At 32.3% G+C, this 18,609-nt stretch carries 21 protein-coding genes and 1 tRNA gene; 17 read left to right on the top strand and 5 right to left on the bottom strand.

What is annotated here, in order from left to right; translation table 11 throughout:
- Nucleotides 1–10: 10 nt before the first annotated feature.
- Nucleotides 11–1,087, bottom strand: a complete 1,077-nt coding sequence (locus EV01_RS07790) for a glycosyltransferase family 4 protein (RefSeq protein WP_032518345.1) — start codon at nt 1,085–1,087, stop codon at nt 11–13.
- Nucleotides 1,088–1,118: 31 nt separating this feature from the next.
- Nucleotides 1,119–2,060, bottom strand: a complete 942-nt coding sequence (locus EV01_RS07795) for a DMT family transporter (protein ID WP_032518344.1) — start codon at nt 2,058–2,060, stop codon at nt 1,119–1,121.
- 52 nt (nt 2,061–2,112) lie between these two features.
- Between EV01_RS07795 and sppA the strand changes: the two genes are divergently transcribed.
- The 12 genes from sppA (at nt 2,113) to EV01_RS07855 (ending at nt 12,824) form a co-directional block, all read left to right on the top strand.
- Nucleotides 2,113–2,922, top strand: coding sequence for a signal peptide peptidase SppA (gene sppA / locus EV01_RS07800; RefSeq protein WP_032518343.1), 810 nt, complete (start codon nt 2,113–2,115; stop codon nt 2,920–2,922).
- A 6-nt stretch (nt 2,923–2,928) separates the two neighbouring features.
- On the top strand, nt 2,929–3,312 hold the full coding sequence (gene aroH, locus EV01_RS07805; RefSeq protein ID WP_032518342.1) for a chorismate mutase: 384 nt from the start codon (nt 2,929–2,931) through the stop codon (nt 3,310–3,312).
- Nucleotides 3,313–3,393: 81 nt separating this feature from the next.
- Complete coding sequence (locus EV01_RS07810; RefSeq protein ID WP_032518341.1) at nt 3,394–3,957, top strand: DUF2808 domain-containing protein; 564 nt, start codon at nt 3,394–3,396, stop codon at nt 3,955–3,957.
- A 30-nt stretch (nt 3,958–3,987) separates the two neighbouring features.
- Nucleotides 3,988–4,125, top strand: a complete 138-nt coding sequence (rpmH, locus tag EV01_RS07815) for a 50S ribosomal protein L34 (RefSeq protein ID WP_002808184.1) — start codon at nt 3,988–3,990, stop codon at nt 4,123–4,125.
- Between the two features lie 12 nt (nt 4,126–4,137).
- Nucleotides 4,138–4,524, top strand: coding sequence for a ribonuclease P protein component (locus tag EV01_RS07820; protein WP_032518340.1), 387 nt, complete (start codon nt 4,138–4,140; stop codon nt 4,522–4,524).
- Nucleotides 4,521–4,934 carry a PH domain-containing protein gene (locus EV01_RS07825; RefSeq protein WP_032518339.1) on the top strand — a complete coding sequence of 138 codons (414 nt, stop codon included), beginning with the start codon at nt 4,521–4,523 and terminating at the stop codon, nt 4,932–4,934. The genes EV01_RS07820 and EV01_RS07825 overlap by 4 nt, the downstream gene beginning before the upstream one ends.
- Before the next feature lie 72 nt (nt 4,935–5,006).
- The gene (gene yidC / locus EV01_RS07830; RefSeq protein ID WP_032518338.1) at nt 5,007–6,149 is read left to right on the top strand and encodes a membrane protein insertase YidC; all 1,143 of its coding nucleotides are present in this window, start codon (nt 5,007–5,009) and stop codon (nt 6,147–6,149) included.
- 15 nt (nt 6,150–6,164) lie between these two features.
- A complete protein-coding gene (locus tag EV01_RS07835) occupies nt 6,165–7,631 on the top strand; it encodes an AAA family ATPase (RefSeq protein WP_032518337.1) in 1,467 nt (488 codons plus the stop codon).
- Nucleotides 7,632–7,752: 121 nt separating this feature from the next.
- Nucleotides 7,753–9,030, top strand: a complete 1,278-nt coding sequence (gene serS / locus EV01_RS07840) for a serine--tRNA ligase (protein ID WP_032518462.1) — start codon at nt 7,753–7,755, stop codon at nt 9,028–9,030.
- 9 nt (nt 9,031–9,039) lie between these two features.
- Nucleotides 9,040–10,119, top strand: coding sequence for an RIP metalloprotease RseP (gene rseP, locus EV01_RS07845; RefSeq protein WP_032518336.1), 1,080 nt, complete (start codon nt 9,040–9,042; stop codon nt 10,117–10,119).
- 64 nt (nt 10,120–10,183) lie between these two features.
- On the top strand, nt 10,184–10,486 hold the full coding sequence (gene rpsN, locus EV01_RS07850) for a 30S ribosomal protein S14 (RefSeq protein ID WP_025906716.1): 303 nt from the start codon (nt 10,184–10,186) through the stop codon (nt 10,484–10,486).
- A 172-nt stretch (nt 10,487–10,658) separates the two neighbouring features.
- Nucleotides 10,659–12,824 carry a polyribonucleotide nucleotidyltransferase gene (locus EV01_RS07855; RefSeq protein ID WP_032518335.1) on the top strand — a complete coding sequence of 722 codons (2,166 nt, stop codon included), beginning with the start codon at nt 10,659–10,661 and terminating at the stop codon, nt 12,822–12,824.
- Nucleotides 12,825–12,832: 8 nt separating this feature from the next.
- Here EV01_RS07855 and EV01_RS07860 read toward each other — a convergent pair whose 3' ends face one another.
- Nucleotides 12,833–13,735, bottom strand: coding sequence for a 3'(2'),5'-bisphosphate nucleotidase CysQ (locus EV01_RS07860; RefSeq protein WP_032518334.1), 903 nt, complete (start codon nt 13,733–13,735; stop codon nt 12,833–12,835).
- 3 nt (nt 13,736–13,738) lie between these two features.
- Here EV01_RS07860 and rsmI point away from each other — a divergent pair, with 3 nt between their 5' ends.
- Both rsmI and EV01_RS07870 read left to right on the top strand, forming a co-directional pair.
- A complete protein-coding gene (gene rsmI / locus EV01_RS07865) occupies nt 13,739–14,602 on the top strand; it encodes a 16S rRNA (cytidine(1402)-2'-O)-methyltransferase (RefSeq protein ID WP_032518333.1) in 864 nt (287 codons plus the stop codon).
- 22 nt (nt 14,603–14,624) lie between these two features.
- Entirely contained in the window at nt 14,625–14,846 is a 222-nt protein-coding gene (locus EV01_RS07870) for a hypothetical protein (RefSeq protein ID WP_032518332.1), read from the top strand.
- 2 nt (nt 14,847–14,848) lie between these two features.
- Here the strand turns inward: EV01_RS07870 and EV01_RS07875 are convergent, their stop codons facing one another.
- Nucleotides 14,849–15,541, bottom strand: a complete 693-nt coding sequence (locus EV01_RS07875; RefSeq protein ID WP_032518461.1) for a hypothetical protein — start codon at nt 15,539–15,541, stop codon at nt 14,849–14,851.
- Between the two features lie 137 nt (nt 15,542–15,678).
- On the opposite strand from EV01_RS07875, the gene EV01_RS07880 reads away from it, so the two are divergent.
- Nucleotides 15,679–15,752, top strand: a tRNA-Arg gene (locus tag EV01_RS07880).
- 73 nt (nt 15,753–15,825) lie between these two features.
- Here the strand turns inward: EV01_RS07880 and EV01_RS09590 are convergent.
- Nucleotides 15,826–16,017, bottom strand: a complete 192-nt coding sequence (locus EV01_RS09590) for a hypothetical protein (protein ID WP_193741430.1) — start codon at nt 16,015–16,017, stop codon at nt 15,826–15,828.
- A gap of 16 nt (nt 16,018–16,033) precedes the next feature.
- Between EV01_RS09590 and EV01_RS07885 the strand changes: the two genes are divergently transcribed.
- Complete coding sequence (locus EV01_RS07885) at nt 16,034–17,116, top strand: O-antigen ligase family protein (RefSeq protein ID WP_032518329.1); 1,083 nt, start codon at nt 16,034–16,036, stop codon at nt 17,114–17,116.
- Between the two features lie 43 nt (nt 17,117–17,159).
- A complete protein-coding gene (locus EV01_RS07890; protein ID WP_032518328.1) occupies nt 17,160–18,608 on the top strand; it encodes a nucleotide sugar dehydrogenase in 1,449 nt (482 codons plus the stop codon).
- The last annotated feature ends 1 nt before the right edge of the window (nt 18,609 follow it).

Below are 18,609 nucleotides of genomic sequence, written 5' to 3'. Positions count from 1 at the left end.
ATAGTTTTCTCTATTTATCTTCGTGCATTACCTTATTAAGCCAATTCACAACCTTCTTAGCAAATATATCTGTAGAGGCATTTTTTTCTACCCATTCTCTACATTTTTTACGCTTTATTTTTTCAACAATCTCTACATAATAAAGCATATTTTTTTTATCATCAGGATCAGCAAGATACCCGGTTTCCCCATGCTGAATAATTTCACAAGGTCCTCCCCTCTTATAGGCAATGACTGGCACCCCGCAGGCTAAAGCTTCAACAACTACGTTCCCATATGCCTCATTCCATTTTGGCGTATTTAGTAAAGCCCTACATTTACCAAGTTCTTTTTGTAATTCATTGGTTGATAAAAAACCCATCCAATCTATAGTTCCTTGAGGAAAAGATTTTTGTATCTTTGCGGCATAGTTCACATCTTCTTTAACTCCCCAAACCTTTAGTTTTTCGCCAAGTTCATTTGCAACATAAACTGCATCCTCTAAACCTTTCTCGGGTGCCACCCTTCCAACCCACGCCAATGGTCCCGTCACTGCATCTTGAAAAGTATAATTATCCAATTTAAAACCATTACCAATAACAATTGGTTCATTTATAAATGGATAATCATCAGCTTGTATTTTTGAATGAAAAGCAAAATTATATGGATGTTTAGCATATACCTTTGATATTAAATTACTAATTACCGAACTTTCCGAGCCCATACTAATAAGATGTGCAATGGGTAGCTCTACATTTAGAGTCATCCAGATAGGCAACCAATCATAAGACATATTCAACAATACATCTGCCTTTTTAGCGATAGCCAATCCCTTTTCAAGCATTCCGGCCAGAAGTGAATTATCTGGGATACTTACAAGAGAATTATAATTTTGATGCTGCCAACTAATTTGATCAACACCTTCTACAAAATGTAGTTTTGCTTTTTCGTTTCCTTTACTTAATTTAGAATTTTTAGGAGCAATTACATCAACTGAGTGACCTAAATTAAGCAAACCTGTCACTAAGGAATTTAAAGTTAATTCAACTCCACCACCTCTTCCACTTCCTAGGAAACCTATTGGAGTACTAATCAAAACTATTCGCATTATTTAAACTTTTTTCACAACAAGAAACTAACTAAATATTAGTATCAGTCATTTTATTTTCCCATAAAGATCTTCTCTGACTTACAAAAAATACTGATATAAGAACAAAAACTACCCCTATCCATTGAAGAATAGTAAGTCTTTCATCTAACCAAATACCTCCACTTAAAAGAGCAAATACTGGTGTTAAAAAAGCTAGTGTACTAAAACCAGTTATTTCTTTATTATTAGCGAAGTAGAAAAACAGTCCATAAGCTATTGCCCCTCCAAAAACACTAGCGAATGACATTAGTCCCCAATCAAATATTGACCAATCAGGGATTATTTGAAAATTTGATTTAAGACAATGCTTAATAATTAAGGGAACGCTTCCTATAACCATATGCCAGCCTGTAACGGCGACTGGATCACTTTTAGTACAGGTGAATCTGATTAAAATTGTTCCTAGTGCCATAGCTAGCGAAGCTGCAAGCATCCAAAGTTCTCCAAAATTAAAAGCCACATTAGTCATGGAAGTATCAGACATTAACCACCAATTTTCTAAAAATTCCTGCGGAACCCCTAAGAATATTATTCCTCCCAATCCAAAAAGTAACCCTAACCAACCTATTGGATTAATTAAATTCCCAAAAATTGCTCTTGCTAAAATAGCAACCAAAAGTGGCTGAGAATCAATCAATATTGAGCCGAGACCCGCTCCAGTTTTTTCAATACCGTAAGTTAAAAACAACTGAAAAAAAGTAGCATCTACAATTGTAAAAACCAAAAACCATTTCAAATCGCATTTATAAATTTTCAAATCTCTTTTAAATAAATATGTTGTAATTAGAACAAGAATTCCTGCAGGAAGTAATCTTAAAGAAGCTACAAACTCTGGTCCAGCACTAGATACTAAGGGAGTCATAGCCGCCATTGAAGTACCCCAAAGTGCAAAAGGGAGTATCATTAAAAACCAATTTAGGATTGAATTCATTAGTTCTGCTGATAATCTTTTTAAAGTAGTTTTATGTATTTACCTTAAAAGAATGATTTGGCCTTTTAGACGAAAGTCAAAAAAAAGAATGGCTCGTATTGTAATTGAAGAGCCTATTACAAGTTCAACAAGAGTTTCTGTCCTTAAAGCTCTTAAACAAATTGAGGATAGAGAATTTCCTGCTCTAATCGTGAGAATTGATTCTCCAGGAGGTACTGTTGGGGATAGCCAAGAGATATACTCTGCCATTAAAAGACTAAAAAATAAAGGGTGTAAAGTAATTGCTAGTTTTGGGAACATCTCAGCATCGGGAGGGGTATACATTGGTGTTGCAGCTGACAAAATAGTTGCAAATCCTGGCACAATTACAGGTTCTATTGGTGTGATTATAAGAGGAAATAATCTATCTCAATTATTAGATAAAATTGGCATTAAATTTGAAACTGTTAAAAGCGGCGTATTTAAAGATATACTTTCTCCAGATAAACCTCTGAGTAAGGAAGGTAGAGAACTTCTTCAAGGGCTGATAGATGAGAGCTACAAACAATTTACTGAAGCTGTTTCTGAAGGAAGAAATTTACCTGTTGAAGAAGTAAGAAAATTTGCTGATGGAAGAATTTTCACTGGAACACAAGCAAAAGAATTAGGTCTTGTTGATGAGATTGGGGATGAATTTGTTGCGAGGGAACTTGCTTCAAAAATGGTTAATATTGATCCTAAAATTCAGCCTTTAACATTTGGGAAGAAAAAAAAGAAAATTCTTGGAATAATTCCTGGGAATAGAGTGATTGAAAAAATTATCAATAATATCTTTTTTGAGTTTGACTCATCTAATAAAGTACTTTGGTTATATAAGCCTTAAATAAATATGTCTGAAAAAATAAAAGATGATTATAAAATGAAATTTATTCGAGGTGCTACAACAGCATCTGGAAATTCTGTTAAGGAAATAGAGGCTGCAGTAGTGGAATTAATTGATGAATTGATTTTGCGTAACAATCTTAATAAGACAAACTTATTGTCTATTATTTTTACCGCAACAAAAGATTTGGATGCATGCTTCCCTGCTTCCATTGCTAGAAAATGTAATGGACTTGATTCAGTAGCATTTTTAGACTGTCAACAAATGTATGTTAATGATGATGTCGATTTTTGTATAAGAATAATGGCACAAGTATTATTACCATCAAATAATACTATTAAGCATCCATACTTAAGAGGTGCTTCAAAATTAAGGACTGATAGGTGTTAACCTAAAAAACAATTATTCCACTTTAATCTGGATAGAACCAATTAACTCTCGAAACATTCATTTTATTTAGTGTAAAAAACAATGAAAATTACTTTAAATTTTAAAATTCTAAAATTTCTTCTAATCCCCACAATTTTATTTTCAGCTCCACTTTTAAATGATATCCAAGATGCTAAGGCAGGGTTGGAATTTCAATGGGACCAAAACTCCGGGCACAGACGATTAAAATGGCTACAAAAACAAAATAAAAGAAATTTTAGAAATAAGATTTATTTTTTCTTGAGACCATTTGATAGAAATAGTGATCTACTAAAAGTAAATCTAGCCGTCCCAAAATCTTTTAAATCAACTTTAAAGAAAGAAAAAATTAGTTTTTGCAAGGTAAGAATAGGTGGTTTTGAAAATCGTACAAAATGTATAGAAGACATTCCAGCTGATATTGAAATCAATACAGATGAATCATCCTTACGATCAATAAATATCTACCCTTATAAGGCAATTCCTGCTAATAAAGAAAGCTATGCGATTGTCTTAAAAGTATTTAATCCAAAAAAATCGGGCCTATATCAATTTCATTCATATGGGCAACCTAAAGGGAAATCAGTTTCAAGTTATTTAGGAAGCTGGACTATAGTGATCGATTAAATGATAAATTAATTAAGGATAATTAAAAAAATGACTAAAAGAACTTTTGGTGGAACTTCAAGAAAAAGAAAACGTGTATCTGGTTTTAGAGTTAGAATGCGTTCTCATACTGGTAGAAGAGTAATTAAGAGTAGAAGACAAAAAGGCAGAGAAAGAATAGCCGTCTAACGCAAAACTACAATGGCCTTACCTAGTGAAATGCGTTTAAAGGGTCATAGGACTTTTAACTATATTCATAAAAATTCAATAAAATATTACGGGAAATTAATGACTTTTAAGGTCGCAAGATCAAACCCAAAAATTTTTTTATCCCATAACAATAGATCTACATCAAATAATTTAAGGGTAGCAATAGCTATTAGTAAAAAAGTTTCTAAAAAAGCTGTAGTTAGAAATAAAATCAAGAGAATAATGCAAGAGTGGTTATTAACAAATATCCAGAAAATTCATAGCCACAAACCTTATTGGTTACTTGTTAACCTTAAAATTGGAGATTTCTACAATGATAAAAATAAACTTTTGGAGGAATTTCAAAACTTGATGTTCAAATCTAGACTAATCAAATGATTAACATGACGGAAGAAACCTTTTATGAAGGTGGCCCTGCAAAAAGTGATTTAATATTAAATCTACTTGGAAGTATAACTATTCTTGGTTTGCCATTTACCTTCGCAGCAATAGTTAGAGCCTTATGGTTGAGATTCAAAATCACAAATAAAAGAATTACTATAGATGGTGGTTGGTTTGGCAAAAATAAAACACAAGTTTCATTGAGTAACATTGAAGAAATAAGATCTATTCCTAGAGGATTTGGATCATATGGTGATATGGTTCTTATTCTTAACGATGGATCAAAGGTTGAAATGAAGTCATTACCACTATTCAGAGATAAGCAAAAATTTATTGAAGAACATATAAATAAAAGAACACAAATCCCAAATCTTAACGAGGTACAAGGATTTGCAACTAAATCCTAAAGAAATTAATTACAAAAACCTTTTTTTCCTGTAAAATAAAATGTCTAGTAAAATTACACTCTCTTTAATATCGTGATAGGGTTCATTTCTGAAAAATTACTTATCCCGATTCTAGATTTTTTCTACGGTCTAGTCCCCAGTTATGGATTAGCGATTGTTGCATTAACAGTCGTAATCAGAATTGCACTTTTTCCTCTTAGCGCTGGTTCCATTAGAAGCGCACGAAGAATGAAAATTGCTCAACCCGTAATGCAAAAAAGGCAAGCAGAAATAAAATCTAAGTTTTCAGGTGATCCTAAGAAACAGCAAGAAGAACTTGGGAAACTAATGAATGAATTTGGCAGTCCTCTCGCGGGTTGCCTTCCTTTAATTGTTCAGATGCCTGTGCTATTTGCATTGTTTGCAACCCTAAGGGGGTCTCCATTTGCTGATGTTCCCTACAACATAAACCTCAAAGTATTACCTCAAGATCAAATAGCAGCTATTGACCCAAAACCGTATAAATCGCCAAGACACTCAATTTTTATTACAGAGAAATCACATTTCCCTGTAATAGCGACCATTCCTAATGGAACAAAATTAGGTACAGAAGAATCAATAAAAATAAATTTAGAAACAACAAATGGTAATAGCTATTCAGAAGTTTTATCTAAATACGACAATGGATCAAAATTTCTCCCGACTTGGAAGGTTTCTAAAGGATCCGAAAATCTTAAAGTTTCCCAGGACGGTATAGTTACAGCAATCAAACCAGGGGATGCAACAATCGAGGCAAAAATCCCTGGTCTAGCTGCTAAAAGTGGATTTTTATTTATTAAAGCTCTTGGTCAAGTTGGTTTTTATGTGGATGGGGCAATTAATTGGGATATTGCTGCATTAGTTGGTGCCTTTGGATTAACCCTACTTCTTTCTCAAGTTTTATCTAGTCAGGGGATGCCTGCGAATCCACAGCAATCAACGGCGAACAAAATTACACCAGTAATGATTACTGGAATGTTTCTGTTTTTCCCACTTCCTGCAGGAGTTTTGCTATATATGGTTGTTGCTAACATTTTCCAAGCATTTCAAACTTTTCTGCTTAATAAAGAAGCTCTTCCTGAGAATTTACAGAAAATCCTGGATCAGCAATTATTAGCCAAAAATGAAGTGATAACAACTTCTACCTCAACGATCACAGATAAAAGATTACCTTTTGAACCTAATAGTAAAAAATAGTCTGAATCTTACATAATGAATTCTTGGTGTAGAAATTTAGAATTACTCATAAAATCAAGAACTGCATTAATTTGGGTCAGGACTAAAGAAGAGGAGAGATTAGAAAAACTGGTTAATTTCTCTTGTGAAAGACTGAATATAAAAAGATTCGTTTGCTGGGATTGTGTTAACGGAATAAAAGGGTTAATCAATGAAGAAGGTAAATTTTCTAACAATCCGTTAGGGGTGCTCAATTGGCTCAAAGAACAAAGTTCTGAAGTCTCAACTATTTTGCTAGTAAAAGATTTTCATAAATTTTATGACGATCCCTCTATCAATAGAACTATTAAGGAACTATCTTCAAAGCTTAAAAAAACTAATCACAATTTAATTATTTGTTCTCATTTATTTCCATCTTCAGAAGAGCTGGATGAATTAATGACAATTTTAAATTTACCACTACCTAATCAACAAGAATTGAAAAATCTAATAAAAAAAATTGCTATCAATACCAATTCAAATCTTGAAGAACAAGACTTAAACGAACTTTCTATAGCCTCAAGCGGACTTACCGAAATAAAAGTAAAGCAAGTCACGGCAAAGGCCCTTGCTCAAAGAGGAAAAATAAGTAAAGAAGATATTCAAGATATTCTTGAGGAAAAAAAACAAGTGATCGCAAGAAGTGAAATTTTAGAATTTTTCGAGGCTAAATCAAGTCAAGATGATATTGGTGGTTTAAATGTTTTAAAAGTTTGGCTTAAGCAAAGATATAGTGCATTTTCTAAAGAAGCTAGAGATTATGGATTACCTATCCCCAAGGGCGTCTTACTCGTCGGAGCACAAGGTACAGGGAAATCGCTTACCGCAAAATCAATTTCTAAGAGTTGGTCGATGCCTCTACTTAGGTTAGATGTTGGAAGACTGTTTTCTAGCCTCGTTGGTTCAAGCGAAGCAAGAACTAGAGAAACAATTTTAAGAGCTGAAGCCATGTCTCCGTGTATCCTGTGGATCGATGAAATTGACAAGGGCTTTGGTGGCGACGCTAGAAGCGATGGAGGAACAAGTCAGAGGGTTTTGGCAAGTCTGCTAACCTGGATGGCTGAAAAAGAATCCACCGTATTTGTCATTGCTACAGCTAACGCTATAGACAAGCTTCCTGCTGAATTATTAAGGAAAGGTAGGTTTGATGAGATATTTTTTCTTGATTTGCCAAATTCCGAAGAAAGACTAAGTATTTTGGATTTGCATCTAAAAAAAAGAAGACCAAATTACAGTTTTCCTCTATCTACGATTGTGGATAGAACAGATGGATTCTCAGGGGCAGAACTTGAACAAGCAGTAATAGAGGGGATGCACATTTCATTCTCTGAAAATAGAGAGCTAATGGAGAAAGATTTAATAAAAGCAGTTTCTGAACTAGTTCCTTTATCGAGAACCGCTAAAGAGCAAATTGATTTCCTAAAAGAATGGTCATCCACAGGAAGGGCCCGCTCTGCATCTTAAATAAAGTTAAATTTTTAAAATATCCATAAGTCAGGAATCATTAATTAAGTTAATTTTTAATCAAAAAACCCAAATAATTAATTGAGATTAACTATCTTAATTAATGTATAAAAAAAAAAGAGTGTTAGATCAAAAATTAATAAGAGAAAATCCAAAATCTGTTGGAGAGAATTTATCCTTGAGAGGAAAGGTTTATAATATATCCCACATTCACGAATTAACTGTTAAGAAAAAAGATATTGATATAGAAATATCCAGCCTTAAATCTGAGAGCAAAAAATTAAGCAAATTAATTGGTAAAGAAATCAGCCAATCTAAAAACAATGATTCTCCAGAATTAATTTCTTTAAAAAAGAAGGGAAACCAATACAGAATTAAAATTTCTGAACTCGAAGAGAAACAAAGAATACTAGACAAAGAAGTAGATGAAGAGATTTATAATTTGCCAAATTTTCCTAGCAAAGACGCGCCTATTGGGAAAGATGAAAGTGATAATTTACAAATAAAAACTTGGGGGGATCCTTTAATAAAAGAGAATATAAAATCACACTGGGAGATAGGAGAAAGTCTGAATATTTTTGACTCTGTAAAATCAACAAAAACATCAAAAAGTCGTTTTATCACTCTTATAGGTAATGGTGCCAGATTAGAGAGGGCATTAATTAATTTTATGCTCGATATGCATACTAAAAATGGTTACTTGGAGTTAATGCCGCCAGCTTTAGTAAATTCAGAAAGTCTTACTGGATCTGGTCAATTACCTAAATTTTCAAATGAAAGTTTTAAGTGCTCCAATGACGATTTATGGCTTTCTCCAACAGCTGAAGTTCCGCTAACTGCTTTTCATAGAAACGAGCTTATTGATCCTAATCAGCTACCTATAAAGTATGTTGCATATAGTCCATGTTTTAGGAGAGAAGCTGGAAGTTATGGAAAGGATACTAAAGGTTTAATAAGACTTCATCAATTTAATAAGGTTGAACTCTATTGGTTTTGTGATCCAAGTAAATCTTTAGAAGCTCATAAAAAAATTACCTCTGATGCAGAGAGCATTTTAAAAAAGCTCAACTTACCCTACAGATTAGTAGATATTTGTACTGGAGACTTAGGTTTTTCTTCCAGTAGAACTTTTGATCTTGAAGTTTGGCTTCCAAGTAGTAAATGTTATAGAGAAATTTCTAGTTGCAGCAATTGCCTTGACTTTCAAGCACGTAGATCATCAATAAGATCAAAAATTGATAAAAAAAATATATATATACATACCTTAAATGGCAGTGGTCTTGCTATTGGAAGAACAATGGCGGCGATTCTTGAGAATGGCCAACAAACAGATGGAAGCGTTAAGATCCCAGATGCTCTGGTTCCATATTTTGGATCAAATTTTTTAAAAACTGCTTAATATAACAAAATGAATGTTTTAACCTCAATAACAGTACTTGGATTCCTCATATTTTTTCATGAGATGGGGCATTTTCTTGCGGCCATTTTACAAGGTATTTATGTTGATGGATTTTCAATTGGCTTTGGGCCCTCAATTATTCAAAAAAAATTTAGAGATATTACTTATTCATTCAGGGCATTTCCTCTTGGAGGCTTTGTATCCTTCCCTGATGAAGAACTTAATAATATTGACCCTAAAGATCCAAACCTATTAAAAAATAGGCCAATAATTCAAAGAGTCATTGTAATTTCCGCTGGAGTATTTGCCAACTTGATACTTGCTTACTCAATCTTGATTATAAATGTAACTACTGTTGGTATTCCATTTGATCCAGAACCAGGTATTTTAGTTTTGGCTACTCAACCTGAAAAGGCTGCCTCTCTTGCTGGTTTAGAACCAGGTGATAAAATTTTAGAAATAGAATCTAGTACTTTGGGAGTTGGTGACCAAGCCGTTTCCACTTTAGTAAAAGAAATTCAAAATTCATCAGACGAACCAATTTCAATAAAAATTGAAAGAGATGGGAGTTTCAAAGATTTAACTTTGGTACCAAAAAATATTGATGGGAAAGGAACAATAGGTGCTCAATTGCAACCGAATGTAAGAAAAGAAACAAAAAAAACTAAAAACGTTTTTGAACTTTTTAAATACACTAATAATGAATTTTCATCACTTTTGGTAAAAACAATTCAAGGTTATAAAGGTTTAATAACAAATTTCTCCTCAACAGCTCAACAATTAAGTGGGCCAGTAAAAATCGTTGAAATCGGTGCACAATTATCTCAACAAGGAGGAACAGGCATATTATTATTTGCGGCTTTAATTTCTATTAATTTAGCAGTACTTAATTCATTACCTTTACCATTGTTAGATGGTGGACAACTTGTTTTCACTTTAATTGAAGGGTTTAGGGGGAAACCTGTTCCAGTCAAGGTACAAATGGTTGTTACTCAGTCCAGTTTTTTCCTTTTAGTTGGACTAAGCGTTCTGCTTATTATCAGAGATACTAGTCAACTATTAATCGTTCAAAGATTATTAAACCAATAAATAAATTTTAAAAACTGTTCTATAAGCTGTTAGTATAATATCTAGATTTAAATATTCTGACTAAATGGCGAAAAAGTCCATGATTGCGAGAGAAGTTAAACGCAAAAAACTTGTGAATAAATATGCTGCAAAAAGAAAAGCATTATTAGATGAATTTAATGCCGCAAAAGATCCAATGGAAAGGTTAGAAATACATAGAAAGATTCAAGGTCTGCCAAGGAACTCTGCACCAAACAGAGTAAGAAATAGGTGTTGGGCAACTGGTAAACCTAGAGGAGTATATAGAGATTTTGGTCTTTGCAGGAATCAGTTAAGACAAAGAGCTCATAACGGTGAACTTCCTGGAGTTGTTAAATCTAGTTGGTAGTATAAGTTTTTAACTTAAGTACGATATTTCTCAAGAAAAAAAATACTACTTTTAAAAATTAAACTCATTTTTAAGGCATTTTTAAAAATTTTTATAGCTTATCTAAATAATTTACTCAATATGTCCCTATTAAATGTAAGAATAAATTATGTATAGATTTATAATTTAAAAAGTGGAAGGACAAAATAAGTCGATCACGTTTGACGGACGAGAGATACGACTAACTACAGGACTATATGCTCCTCAAGCAAATGGATCAGTAATGATTGAGTGTGGTGATACCTCACTATTAGTTACAGCTACAAAAACTACCAAAAAAGAACCATCAGACTTTCTACCTCTGATATGCGACTATGAAGAAAAACTTTATGCTGCGGGGAGAATTCCTGGTGGTTTTATGAGGAGAGAAGGTCGCCCACCAGAAAGAGCGACTCTAATTGCAAGATTAATTGATAGGCCAATGAGGCCACTTTTTCCCACATGGATGAGAGATGAGATTCAAATAGTCGCATCATGCCTTTCTCTAGATGAAAGAGTTCCAGCAGATGTTTTGGCTGTTACGGGGGCTTCAATAGCAACTTTAGTTGGAGAGATTCCATTTTATGGGCCAATGGCTGCGGTAAGAGTTGGGCTTATAGGGGATGATTTCATCTTAAATCCTAGCTATAGAGAGATTGAGAAAGGCGATTTAGACATTGTTGTTGCAGGATCACCAGACGGTATCGTCATGATTGAAGCAGGTGCAAATCAATTATCAGAACAAGATACAATCGAAGCTATAGATTTTGGATATGAGGCTGTTACTGAACTGATTAAATCGCAAGAAGATTTGCTAAAAGATTTAGGAATAAAACAGATTAAGCCATCTGACCCTGAAGAAGATAAAACATTGCCCTCTTATCTAGAAAAAAATTGCACAAAACCTATTGAGTTAGTTTTAAAGAAATTTGAACTTTCAAAGGAAGAGAGAGATCTTGAACTCGAAAATATTAAAACTGAAACTCAAAGCAAAATTGATTCACTTAAAGATGACAATCAAGTAAAAGTTCTAACCTCCGAAAATGAAAAATTAATTCATTCCGACTTTAAAAAATTAACGAAAAAATTAATGAGGTCGCAAATCATAAATGATGGGAAAAGAGTTGATGGAAGGGATCTAGATGAAGTTAGAAAAATATCAGCCTCTGCAGGAATTCTTCCAAAAAGAGTTCATGGTTCTGCATTATTCCAGAGAGGTTTAACCCAAGTTTTATCGACAACCACATTAGGTACTCCTAGTGATGCTCAAGAAATGGATGACCTGAATCCAAGCACTGAAAAAACTTATCTACATCACTACAATTTCCCTCCTTATTCAGTGGGAGAAACAAGACCAATGAGAACTCCTGGCAGAAGAGAAATTGGTCATGGAGCGCTTGCAGAAAGAGCACTAATTCCAGTTCTACCTGGTAAAGAAACATTTCCATATGTACTAAGAGTTGTTAGTGAAGTTTTAAGTTCCAACGGATCAACCTCTATGGGTTCAGTTTGTGGAAGCACACTCTCACTACTAGATGCAGGTGTTCCTTTGAAAGCTCCTGTGAGTGGTACTGCTATGGGATTAATCAAAGAAGATAAAGAAGTTAGAATTCTCACAGATATACAAGGTATTGAAGATTTTCTTGGGGACATGGATTTTAAAGTTGCAGGAACAGAAAAAGGAATTACTGCTTTACAAATGGATATGAAAATTACAGGTTTGCCAGTATCAATTATTTCTGATGCAATAAAAAAAGCTCGCCCTGCCAGAATACATATTTTAGAAAAGATGCAAGAGGCTATAAATAAGCCCCAAGAATCTTTATCTCCTCATGCCCCAAGACTTTTAAGCTTTAGGATTGACCCTGAGCTCATAGGAACAGTTATTGGACCAGGTGGTAGAACTATAAAAGGTATTACAGAGAGAACTAATACCAAAATAGACATCGAGGATGGAGGTATAGTGACCATTGCTTCTCATGACGGAGCTGCCGCGGAAGAAGCTCAAAAAATAATAGAGGGATTAACCAGAAAAGTTCACGAAGGAGAAATCTTCTCTGGGGTTGTTACTCGAATTATTCCAATTGGTGCTTTCGTTGAAATTCTCCCTGGGAAAGAAGGAATGGTTCATATATCTCAACTTTCTGAAGCTAGAGTAGAGAGAGTTGAAGATGTTGTTAGACAAGGTGATGAAGTCACTGTAAGGGTCCGCGAAATTGATAGCCGAGGGAGGATAAATTTAACTTTGAGAGGAGTTTCTCAAAATAGCGGGATGTCTTATCCTGAGCCAACACCTACCCCGGTAGCCCCTCTCAATTAAATGAAAAGCTAAATCGAGCAAATATCGTATTTTTCGATTATTTCTTTTATTTGTAAGCATACGTTTCTATGGTTATTTTTATTGTTGGAAGCAATAATTATTCCAGGATGCTCAAAGCTTTTACTGTTATATACCAGTTCCTTATTATTAATAGTAGTTATTGCACCTCCTGCAGCTTTTAAAATAGCTTCAGGGGCTGCAAAATCCCAATCTTTCGGGGAGCTTTGACCTGGCAAACTCAAAGATATATAAATATCACTATCTCCTCTTAAAATAGAGGCTACCTTACACCCAATACTACCCATAACATTAATTTTTTTAAAATTTGCCTTATAAATTAAATCTTTTAGTATTTCATTTCTGTGATTCTTACTTGTTACTACAGACATATCTTTAATAATTCTTTTTTTGGAGATATTAATTTTTTTATTAATACCCTCTTTATTTTCACAATAAAGTGTAGTCCCGTCTGATATCCATAATTCGCCTCTTTCTGGAATAAGAACCACTCCTATGAGGGGTTTTTGCTTATAGTTTAGTGCTAAATGCATCGCAAAATCTTTTGTACCTTGAATAAAATCTTTTGTCCCATCCAATGGATCAAGAACCCATAACCATTCTGAATAAGTATTACAAGAAGAACTATTAATTTTGACATTTTCTTCACTCAAAATTTCCCAACTTATATTTTTATATTTCTCCTTTATTCTTCTAATAATTAATTGATTTACTTCTAAATCAGCTAATGTTACAGGATCGTCATTATTACTATTTTTGATAATATTGTTTTTTTTATTGATATCTTTAATCTTTTTTGAATAGAACAATAAAATTTCTGCTGCTTCCCAGCTAATAATCCTAAGATCCTCGATAAGATTAATAATATCTACTCCAATAGGTAATTTAATCACAAAATGAATAATAATCTCCCATTATCCCACAGAACCCAAGAACCTGAAAGAAGTGTTTTATATATGGTTGGGACCCCTATTGGGAATTTAAATGATATTTCTTATAGAGCAATAAATATTCTTAAAAATGTTTCTTTGATTGCCTGCGAAGATACCAGACATACAAAAAAAATAATGAATAAATACAATATTACTAATAATCTTATAAGTTTTAATAAACACAACTCCTACAACAAGATCCCAAGAATAGTAAAAGATCTTAAGGAAAGAAAATCAATTGCAATCGTCAGTGATGCTGGAATGCCAGGCATTTGTGATCCGGGAGAAAATATTGCCAAGGAAGTTAAATTAGAAGGATTTGATGTTATATGTATCCCTGGGCCGTGTGCTGCCTTAACCGCTCTAATCTCTAGCGGAATGCCTTCATCAAGTTTTATTTTTGAAGGTTTTCTTCCGAAAAAGAAGTGTGAAAGGGAAAAAATTCTTTTTGAAATAAGTAAAAATGACAAAACAACAATACTATTTGAATCCCCACATCGTCTAAAGAAATTATTGAGAGAATTATCTGAATATTGTGGGGGAGAAAGGGAAATCGAAATTTTCAGAGAGTTGACAAAAAAGTTTGAAGAGCACATTGGCAATAACATAAAAAGTGTAATAAGTTTTTTTGAAAAAGAAGAAGTCAAAGGCGAAATAACAATTGTTATCAAAGGAATTACGAAAAAAAAAGGGTTAGATTTTTGTGAGTCAGATCTTAAGAATGAGCTTAAGGAATTAATTAATGCAGGTTTAAGCTTATCTTCAGCTTCTAAATATTTAGCGAAGAAAACAGGTTTAAAAAAAAGCGTAATTTATGATTTAAGCTAAAATTTTAGAAGTTAAAAAAAATATGTTCTTGTTAATTAGAAAAGTAATTTTTGCGTTTTTATTCAATTCATCTCTATTTTTAATATTATTTATTGGATTACAAAATAATTCAAATAAAAGCAAGGTTAATTTTCTACTTGGGAAAACAGTAAGTCTTCCAATAGGTTTTATCGTAGGCACAAGTTTTATAAGCGGATCGATTTTAGGTGGTCTTTTGAATGTACAATTTAGTGATGAGAATTGATTTTAGAGAGAGATTAAAGTGTCTGCGCTTACGATTCTTGAGATGCCTTTTGAGATTAAAAATGGAGCGGCAATTTTAAATACATTCGTATTTGGAACTTTGATTACTTTTTGTTCCTTATTACAAAACCTTTTTGCAATTTTCAAATCATAGAATATTTCTATTGTTTTTCTATTCAAATCTTCAATTGGTAGAAATCCCCATTCTGGGAACTCTTTCAATAATTTTATTTCTAATTCAATTTTTTTGTCTACGATCATATATACAATTTGAGGGAAATCAATATCTGAAATAGGAACAGAAGATAGCTCTTTACGATGATCATTATCAATTTCATAATCAAGTGGAGTAATTTCCATAAATGATTGTTTATAGAAATCATCCTCACTCGCAATATTAAGGTTATTTTTAATCCCTTGAATATCTTCTTTAATATCTTCTTTATGAATTTCTGAATATTGTTGAATATTAAAATCTTTATTATTATCGTCTTTAAAAAGAATATTTTTTTTATTTAAATTTTTATTAGTTTCTCTTAATTCCTTAAAAGTTAGTTCTCCAAGAGCAATTTTAAGATTTCTTATGATAGTAAGTTTTGTACAATTAAATTCCCTTGAAAGAAAATCAACAGTTTTTCCATCTTTGAAGCACTGTATTATTTCCTTTTTCTGTTTTTCAGTAAGTCTTTTGGCCAATTCAAATGTATAACTAAAGGATATAATAAGCAAAATCTGGAATAAAGGAAATAAGATCAAAATACAAAACAAATTAATAATAAAAAAAGGGATATTTTAATTGTTTAAGCCTTTCCATTCAGATATAATAAAATGATGCTTCCTTAGCTCAGCTGGATAGAGCAACTGCCTTCTAAGCAGTGGGCCGCAGGTTCGAATCCTGCAGGAAGCGTTAAATAAAAGTTTTATTAGGGTTTGAAAACTTATAATAACATTGAAGATTCTTTATAAAATTAGCTAAAATCTTAGATGCTAGGAATACAGAAAACATCTGAATTTAAACCAAGCAATTTAGGAATTAAATTTCTATATATTGGAGTTTTAGTACTACCAACAGCCCCAGCTATAGCCTTATTATCACTAATATTTTCATTACTTTTAAGTAGTAATAATAATCCCATAAATTTCTTTAAAGAAAAGTCAAATAAGTATTTCATAATAATTTCTTTCTTAATGATTCTTAGTTGTATCGTTAATTCTTTTGACAATTCAAATAAAATCATCGAAGAAATTGGTTCCTTATCATGGATAAGTTTAATTAATTGGATTCCATTCTTTTGGCTTTTTTGGAGTTTTGAACCCTACCTAAAAGAAATTCGAGTAAGAAAAGCTATTGCTAAATTTCTTTTAATAGGAACGATCCCAGTTATATTTTCAGGATTTCTACAATACTTCTTCAATATAACTGGTCCATTTGAAATACTAAATGGTTTGATAATTTGGTATCAAAGACCATTAAGCATTACAGATGGAATTACTGGTCCTTTTAATAACGCAAATTATGCAGGTGCTTGGTTAGCTTTAGTTTGGCCATTTTCGTTTTCACTTTTTATAACTAACAAAAATAAATTTAAAAAATTAATAACAACCTTATTTTGCTTATTATTTATAACAGCTTTGTTACTTACTAACTCAAGGAATGCATGGTTGGGCATGTTTCTTACAATTCCAGTAATTATTGGATTTGAGTATATATTTTGGCTAATCCCGTTAATTATATTAATTGGGCTTTTTTTAACGTTTTTGATTTCACTTATTCCAGATTATTTAAGAGAAAATTTGGTATCTTTTTTGACAATAAATATATTTAATAATTTCCCTGAAAATTCATTATCATTACAAGAAGCATTCCCTAGGTTAAATATATGGTCTTTTAGTATAAAAGCTATTTTTGAAAGACCACTTTTCGGATGGGGTGGCGGAACTTTCCCAGTGATACATAAAGCAATTAATGGCAGATGGATTGGCCACACTCATAATATTATTCTTGAATTAGCAATTAATTATGGTATCTTAACTTCTCTTATTCTCTCAATTACAGTTTTTAGATATTTAGAGAAATACTATAAATTTATAATTTTAAATTCTAAAACCACACTAGAAAAAATTAAAAATAACTTAACTTTTGAGAAAGCTTGGTTCGCTTCTATTTTATTTATATCGTACTCTCATCTTTTTGATATTCAATACTTTGATTTAAGAATAAGTATTATAACTTGGATCTTATTAACAGGATTAAAGGCATCAATGATTTAAAATCAAAAAATATTGATAAATTCTTCTTTTTTTATTCAGCAAAATGAAGATTAAAGTAAAGACAATTTGCTGCATCGGAGCAGGATATGTTGGCGGTCCTACTATGGCAGTAATTGCTGATAAGTGTAAGGATTTAAAAGTAATTGTTGTTGACCTAGACAAAAAACGAATAAGTGATTGGAATAGTGAAGATTTAACTAAGTTGCCTGTTTATGAACCTGGGTTAGGAGAAATAATAGAAAGATGCAGAGGCAAAAACCTTTTCTTTACAAATAAGGTAAGCGAATCTATTGCACAATCAGACATGATATTCATTTCAGTAAATACGCCTACGAAAACAACTGGATTAGGTGCAGGAGAAGCAAGTGACTTAAAATACGTAGAGAATTGCGCTAGAGAAATAGCATCGTCCGCTAGGGGACACACTATAGTTGTTGAAAAAAGCACAATACCTGTCAAAACAGCCGAGGTCATTAAAAATATTCTTTCCTCATCCCAAAAAAATTCTCAAAAGAATAAAACCAAATCTTTTTCGGTTCTTTCAAGTCCTGAATTCCTAGCTGAGGGAACTGCTATTAACGATTTAATAAATCCAAGTAGAGTTTTAATTGGAGGAGAAAATAATCTAGCAATAAATGCTTTGATAGATATATATAAAAATTGGGTTAGTGAAGATAAAATTATTAAAACAAATATATGGAGTTCTGAATTATCCAAATTAACCGCTAATGCATTCTTAGCTCAAAGAGTAAGTTCTATAAATTCAATTTCAGCTTTATGCGAAAAAACAGGTGCTGATATATCTGAAGTTGCAAAGGCAGTTGGAATGGATTACAGAATTGGAGAACACTTCCTTAAATCAGGGCCAGGTTTTGGAGGAAGTTGTTTTAAAAAAGATATTTTGAATTTAATTTATATATCCAAATTATATGGTCTTGAAGAAGTAGCTAAATATTGGAAACAAGTTATTGAAATTAACCAGTGGCAACAAGAAAGATTGACAAATATTATTGTGAAAAATTTGTTTGGGACAGTTTCAAATAAAAAAATTGCTATTTTAGGTTTTGCTTTCAAAGAGAATACAAATGATACTAGAGAATCACCTGCAATTAATATTTGTACTAATCTTCTAATAGAGGGAGCTAAGTTATCAATCTATGATCCAAAAGTTGATGAATCGAAAATAACTTATGACTTAAATCAATCGATATCAGCTATTGATCCTTCTTTGATAATTAACGATAAAGTTGAAACTGTTTCTTCATATGAAAACCTTGCAGAAGGTGCTGATGCAATTGTAATTTTGACAGAATGGTATGATTTTAAAAAAATTGATTGGTCTAATCTTTCTAAACTAATGCGAAAACCTTCCTGGATATTTGATTGTAGAGATGTAGTGGATTTTGGGGAACTTCAAGAAAATAGTTTAAACATATGGAAACTAGGGCATGGATTTAATATTAATTTTAAAAATAATTATCAAATAAATTAAA

Origin of the sequence: Prochlorococcus marinus str. MIT 9401 (assembly GCF_000760095.1) — a bacterium.
Classification (GTDB): Bacteria; Cyanobacteriota; Cyanobacteriia; order PCC-6307; family Cyanobiaceae; genus Prochlorococcus_A; species Prochlorococcus_A marinus_I.
This window is presented reverse-complemented; position numbering and strand designations above follow the sequence as displayed.

Bases quoted from the DNA above. Each gene is read 5' to 3' on its own strand.
- rsmI (WP_032518333.1), top strand. From the start codon at position 13,739: ATGAATAATAATCTCCCATTATCCCACAGAACCCAAGAACCTGAAAGA.
- EV01_RS07835 (WP_032518337.1), top strand. From the start codon at position 6,165: ATGAATTCTTGGTGTAGAAATTTAGAATTACTCATAAAATCAAGAACT.
- EV01_RS07795 (WP_032518344.1), bottom strand. From the start codon at position 2,060: ATGAATTCAATCCTAAATTGGTTTTTAATGATACTCCCTTTTGCACTT.
- rpsN (WP_025906716.1), top strand. From the start codon at position 10,184: ATGGCGAAAAAGTCCATGATTGCGAGAGAAGTTAAACGCAAAAAACTT.
- EV01_RS07790 (WP_032518345.1), bottom strand. From the start codon at position 1,087: ATGCGAATAGTTTTGATTAGTACTCCAATAGGTTTCCTAGGAAGTGGA.
- EV01_RS07885 (WP_032518329.1), top strand. From the start codon at position 16,034: ATGATTCTTAGTTGTATCGTTAATTCTTTTGACAATTCAAATAAAATC.
- EV01_RS07810 (WP_032518341.1), top strand. From the start codon at position 3,394: ATGAAAATTACTTTAAATTTTAAAATTCTAAAATTTCTTCTAATCCCC.
- aroH (WP_032518342.1), top strand. From the start codon at position 2,929: ATGTCTGAAAAAATAAAAGATGATTATAAAATGAAATTTATTCGAGGT.
- EV01_RS09590 (WP_193741430.1), bottom strand. From the start codon at position 16,017: ATGAAATACTTATTTGACTTTTCTTTAAAGAAATTTATGGGATTATTA.
- rpmH (WP_002808184.1), top strand. From the start codon at position 3,988: ATGACTAAAAGAACTTTTGGTGGAACTTCAAGAAAAAGAAAACGTGTA.
- EV01_RS07825 (WP_032518339.1), top strand. From the start codon at position 4,521: ATGATTAACATGACGGAAGAAACCTTTTATGAAGGTGGCCCTGCAAAA.
- sppA (WP_032518343.1), top strand. From the start codon at position 2,113: ATGATTTGGCCTTTTAGACGAAAGTCAAAAAAAAGAATGGCTCGTATT.
- EV01_RS07870 (WP_032518332.1), top strand. From the start codon at position 14,625: ATGTTCTTGTTAATTAGAAAAGTAATTTTTGCGTTTTTATTCAATTCA.
- rseP (WP_032518336.1), top strand. From the start codon at position 9,040: ATGAATGTTTTAACCTCAATAACAGTACTTGGATTCCTCATATTTTTT.
- EV01_RS07820 (WP_032518340.1), top strand. From the start codon at position 4,138: ATGGCCTTACCTAGTGAAATGCGTTTAAAGGGTCATAGGACTTTTAAC.
- EV01_RS07890 (WP_032518328.1), top strand. From the start codon at position 17,160: ATGAAGATTAAAGTAAAGACAATTTGCTGCATCGGAGCAGGATATGTT.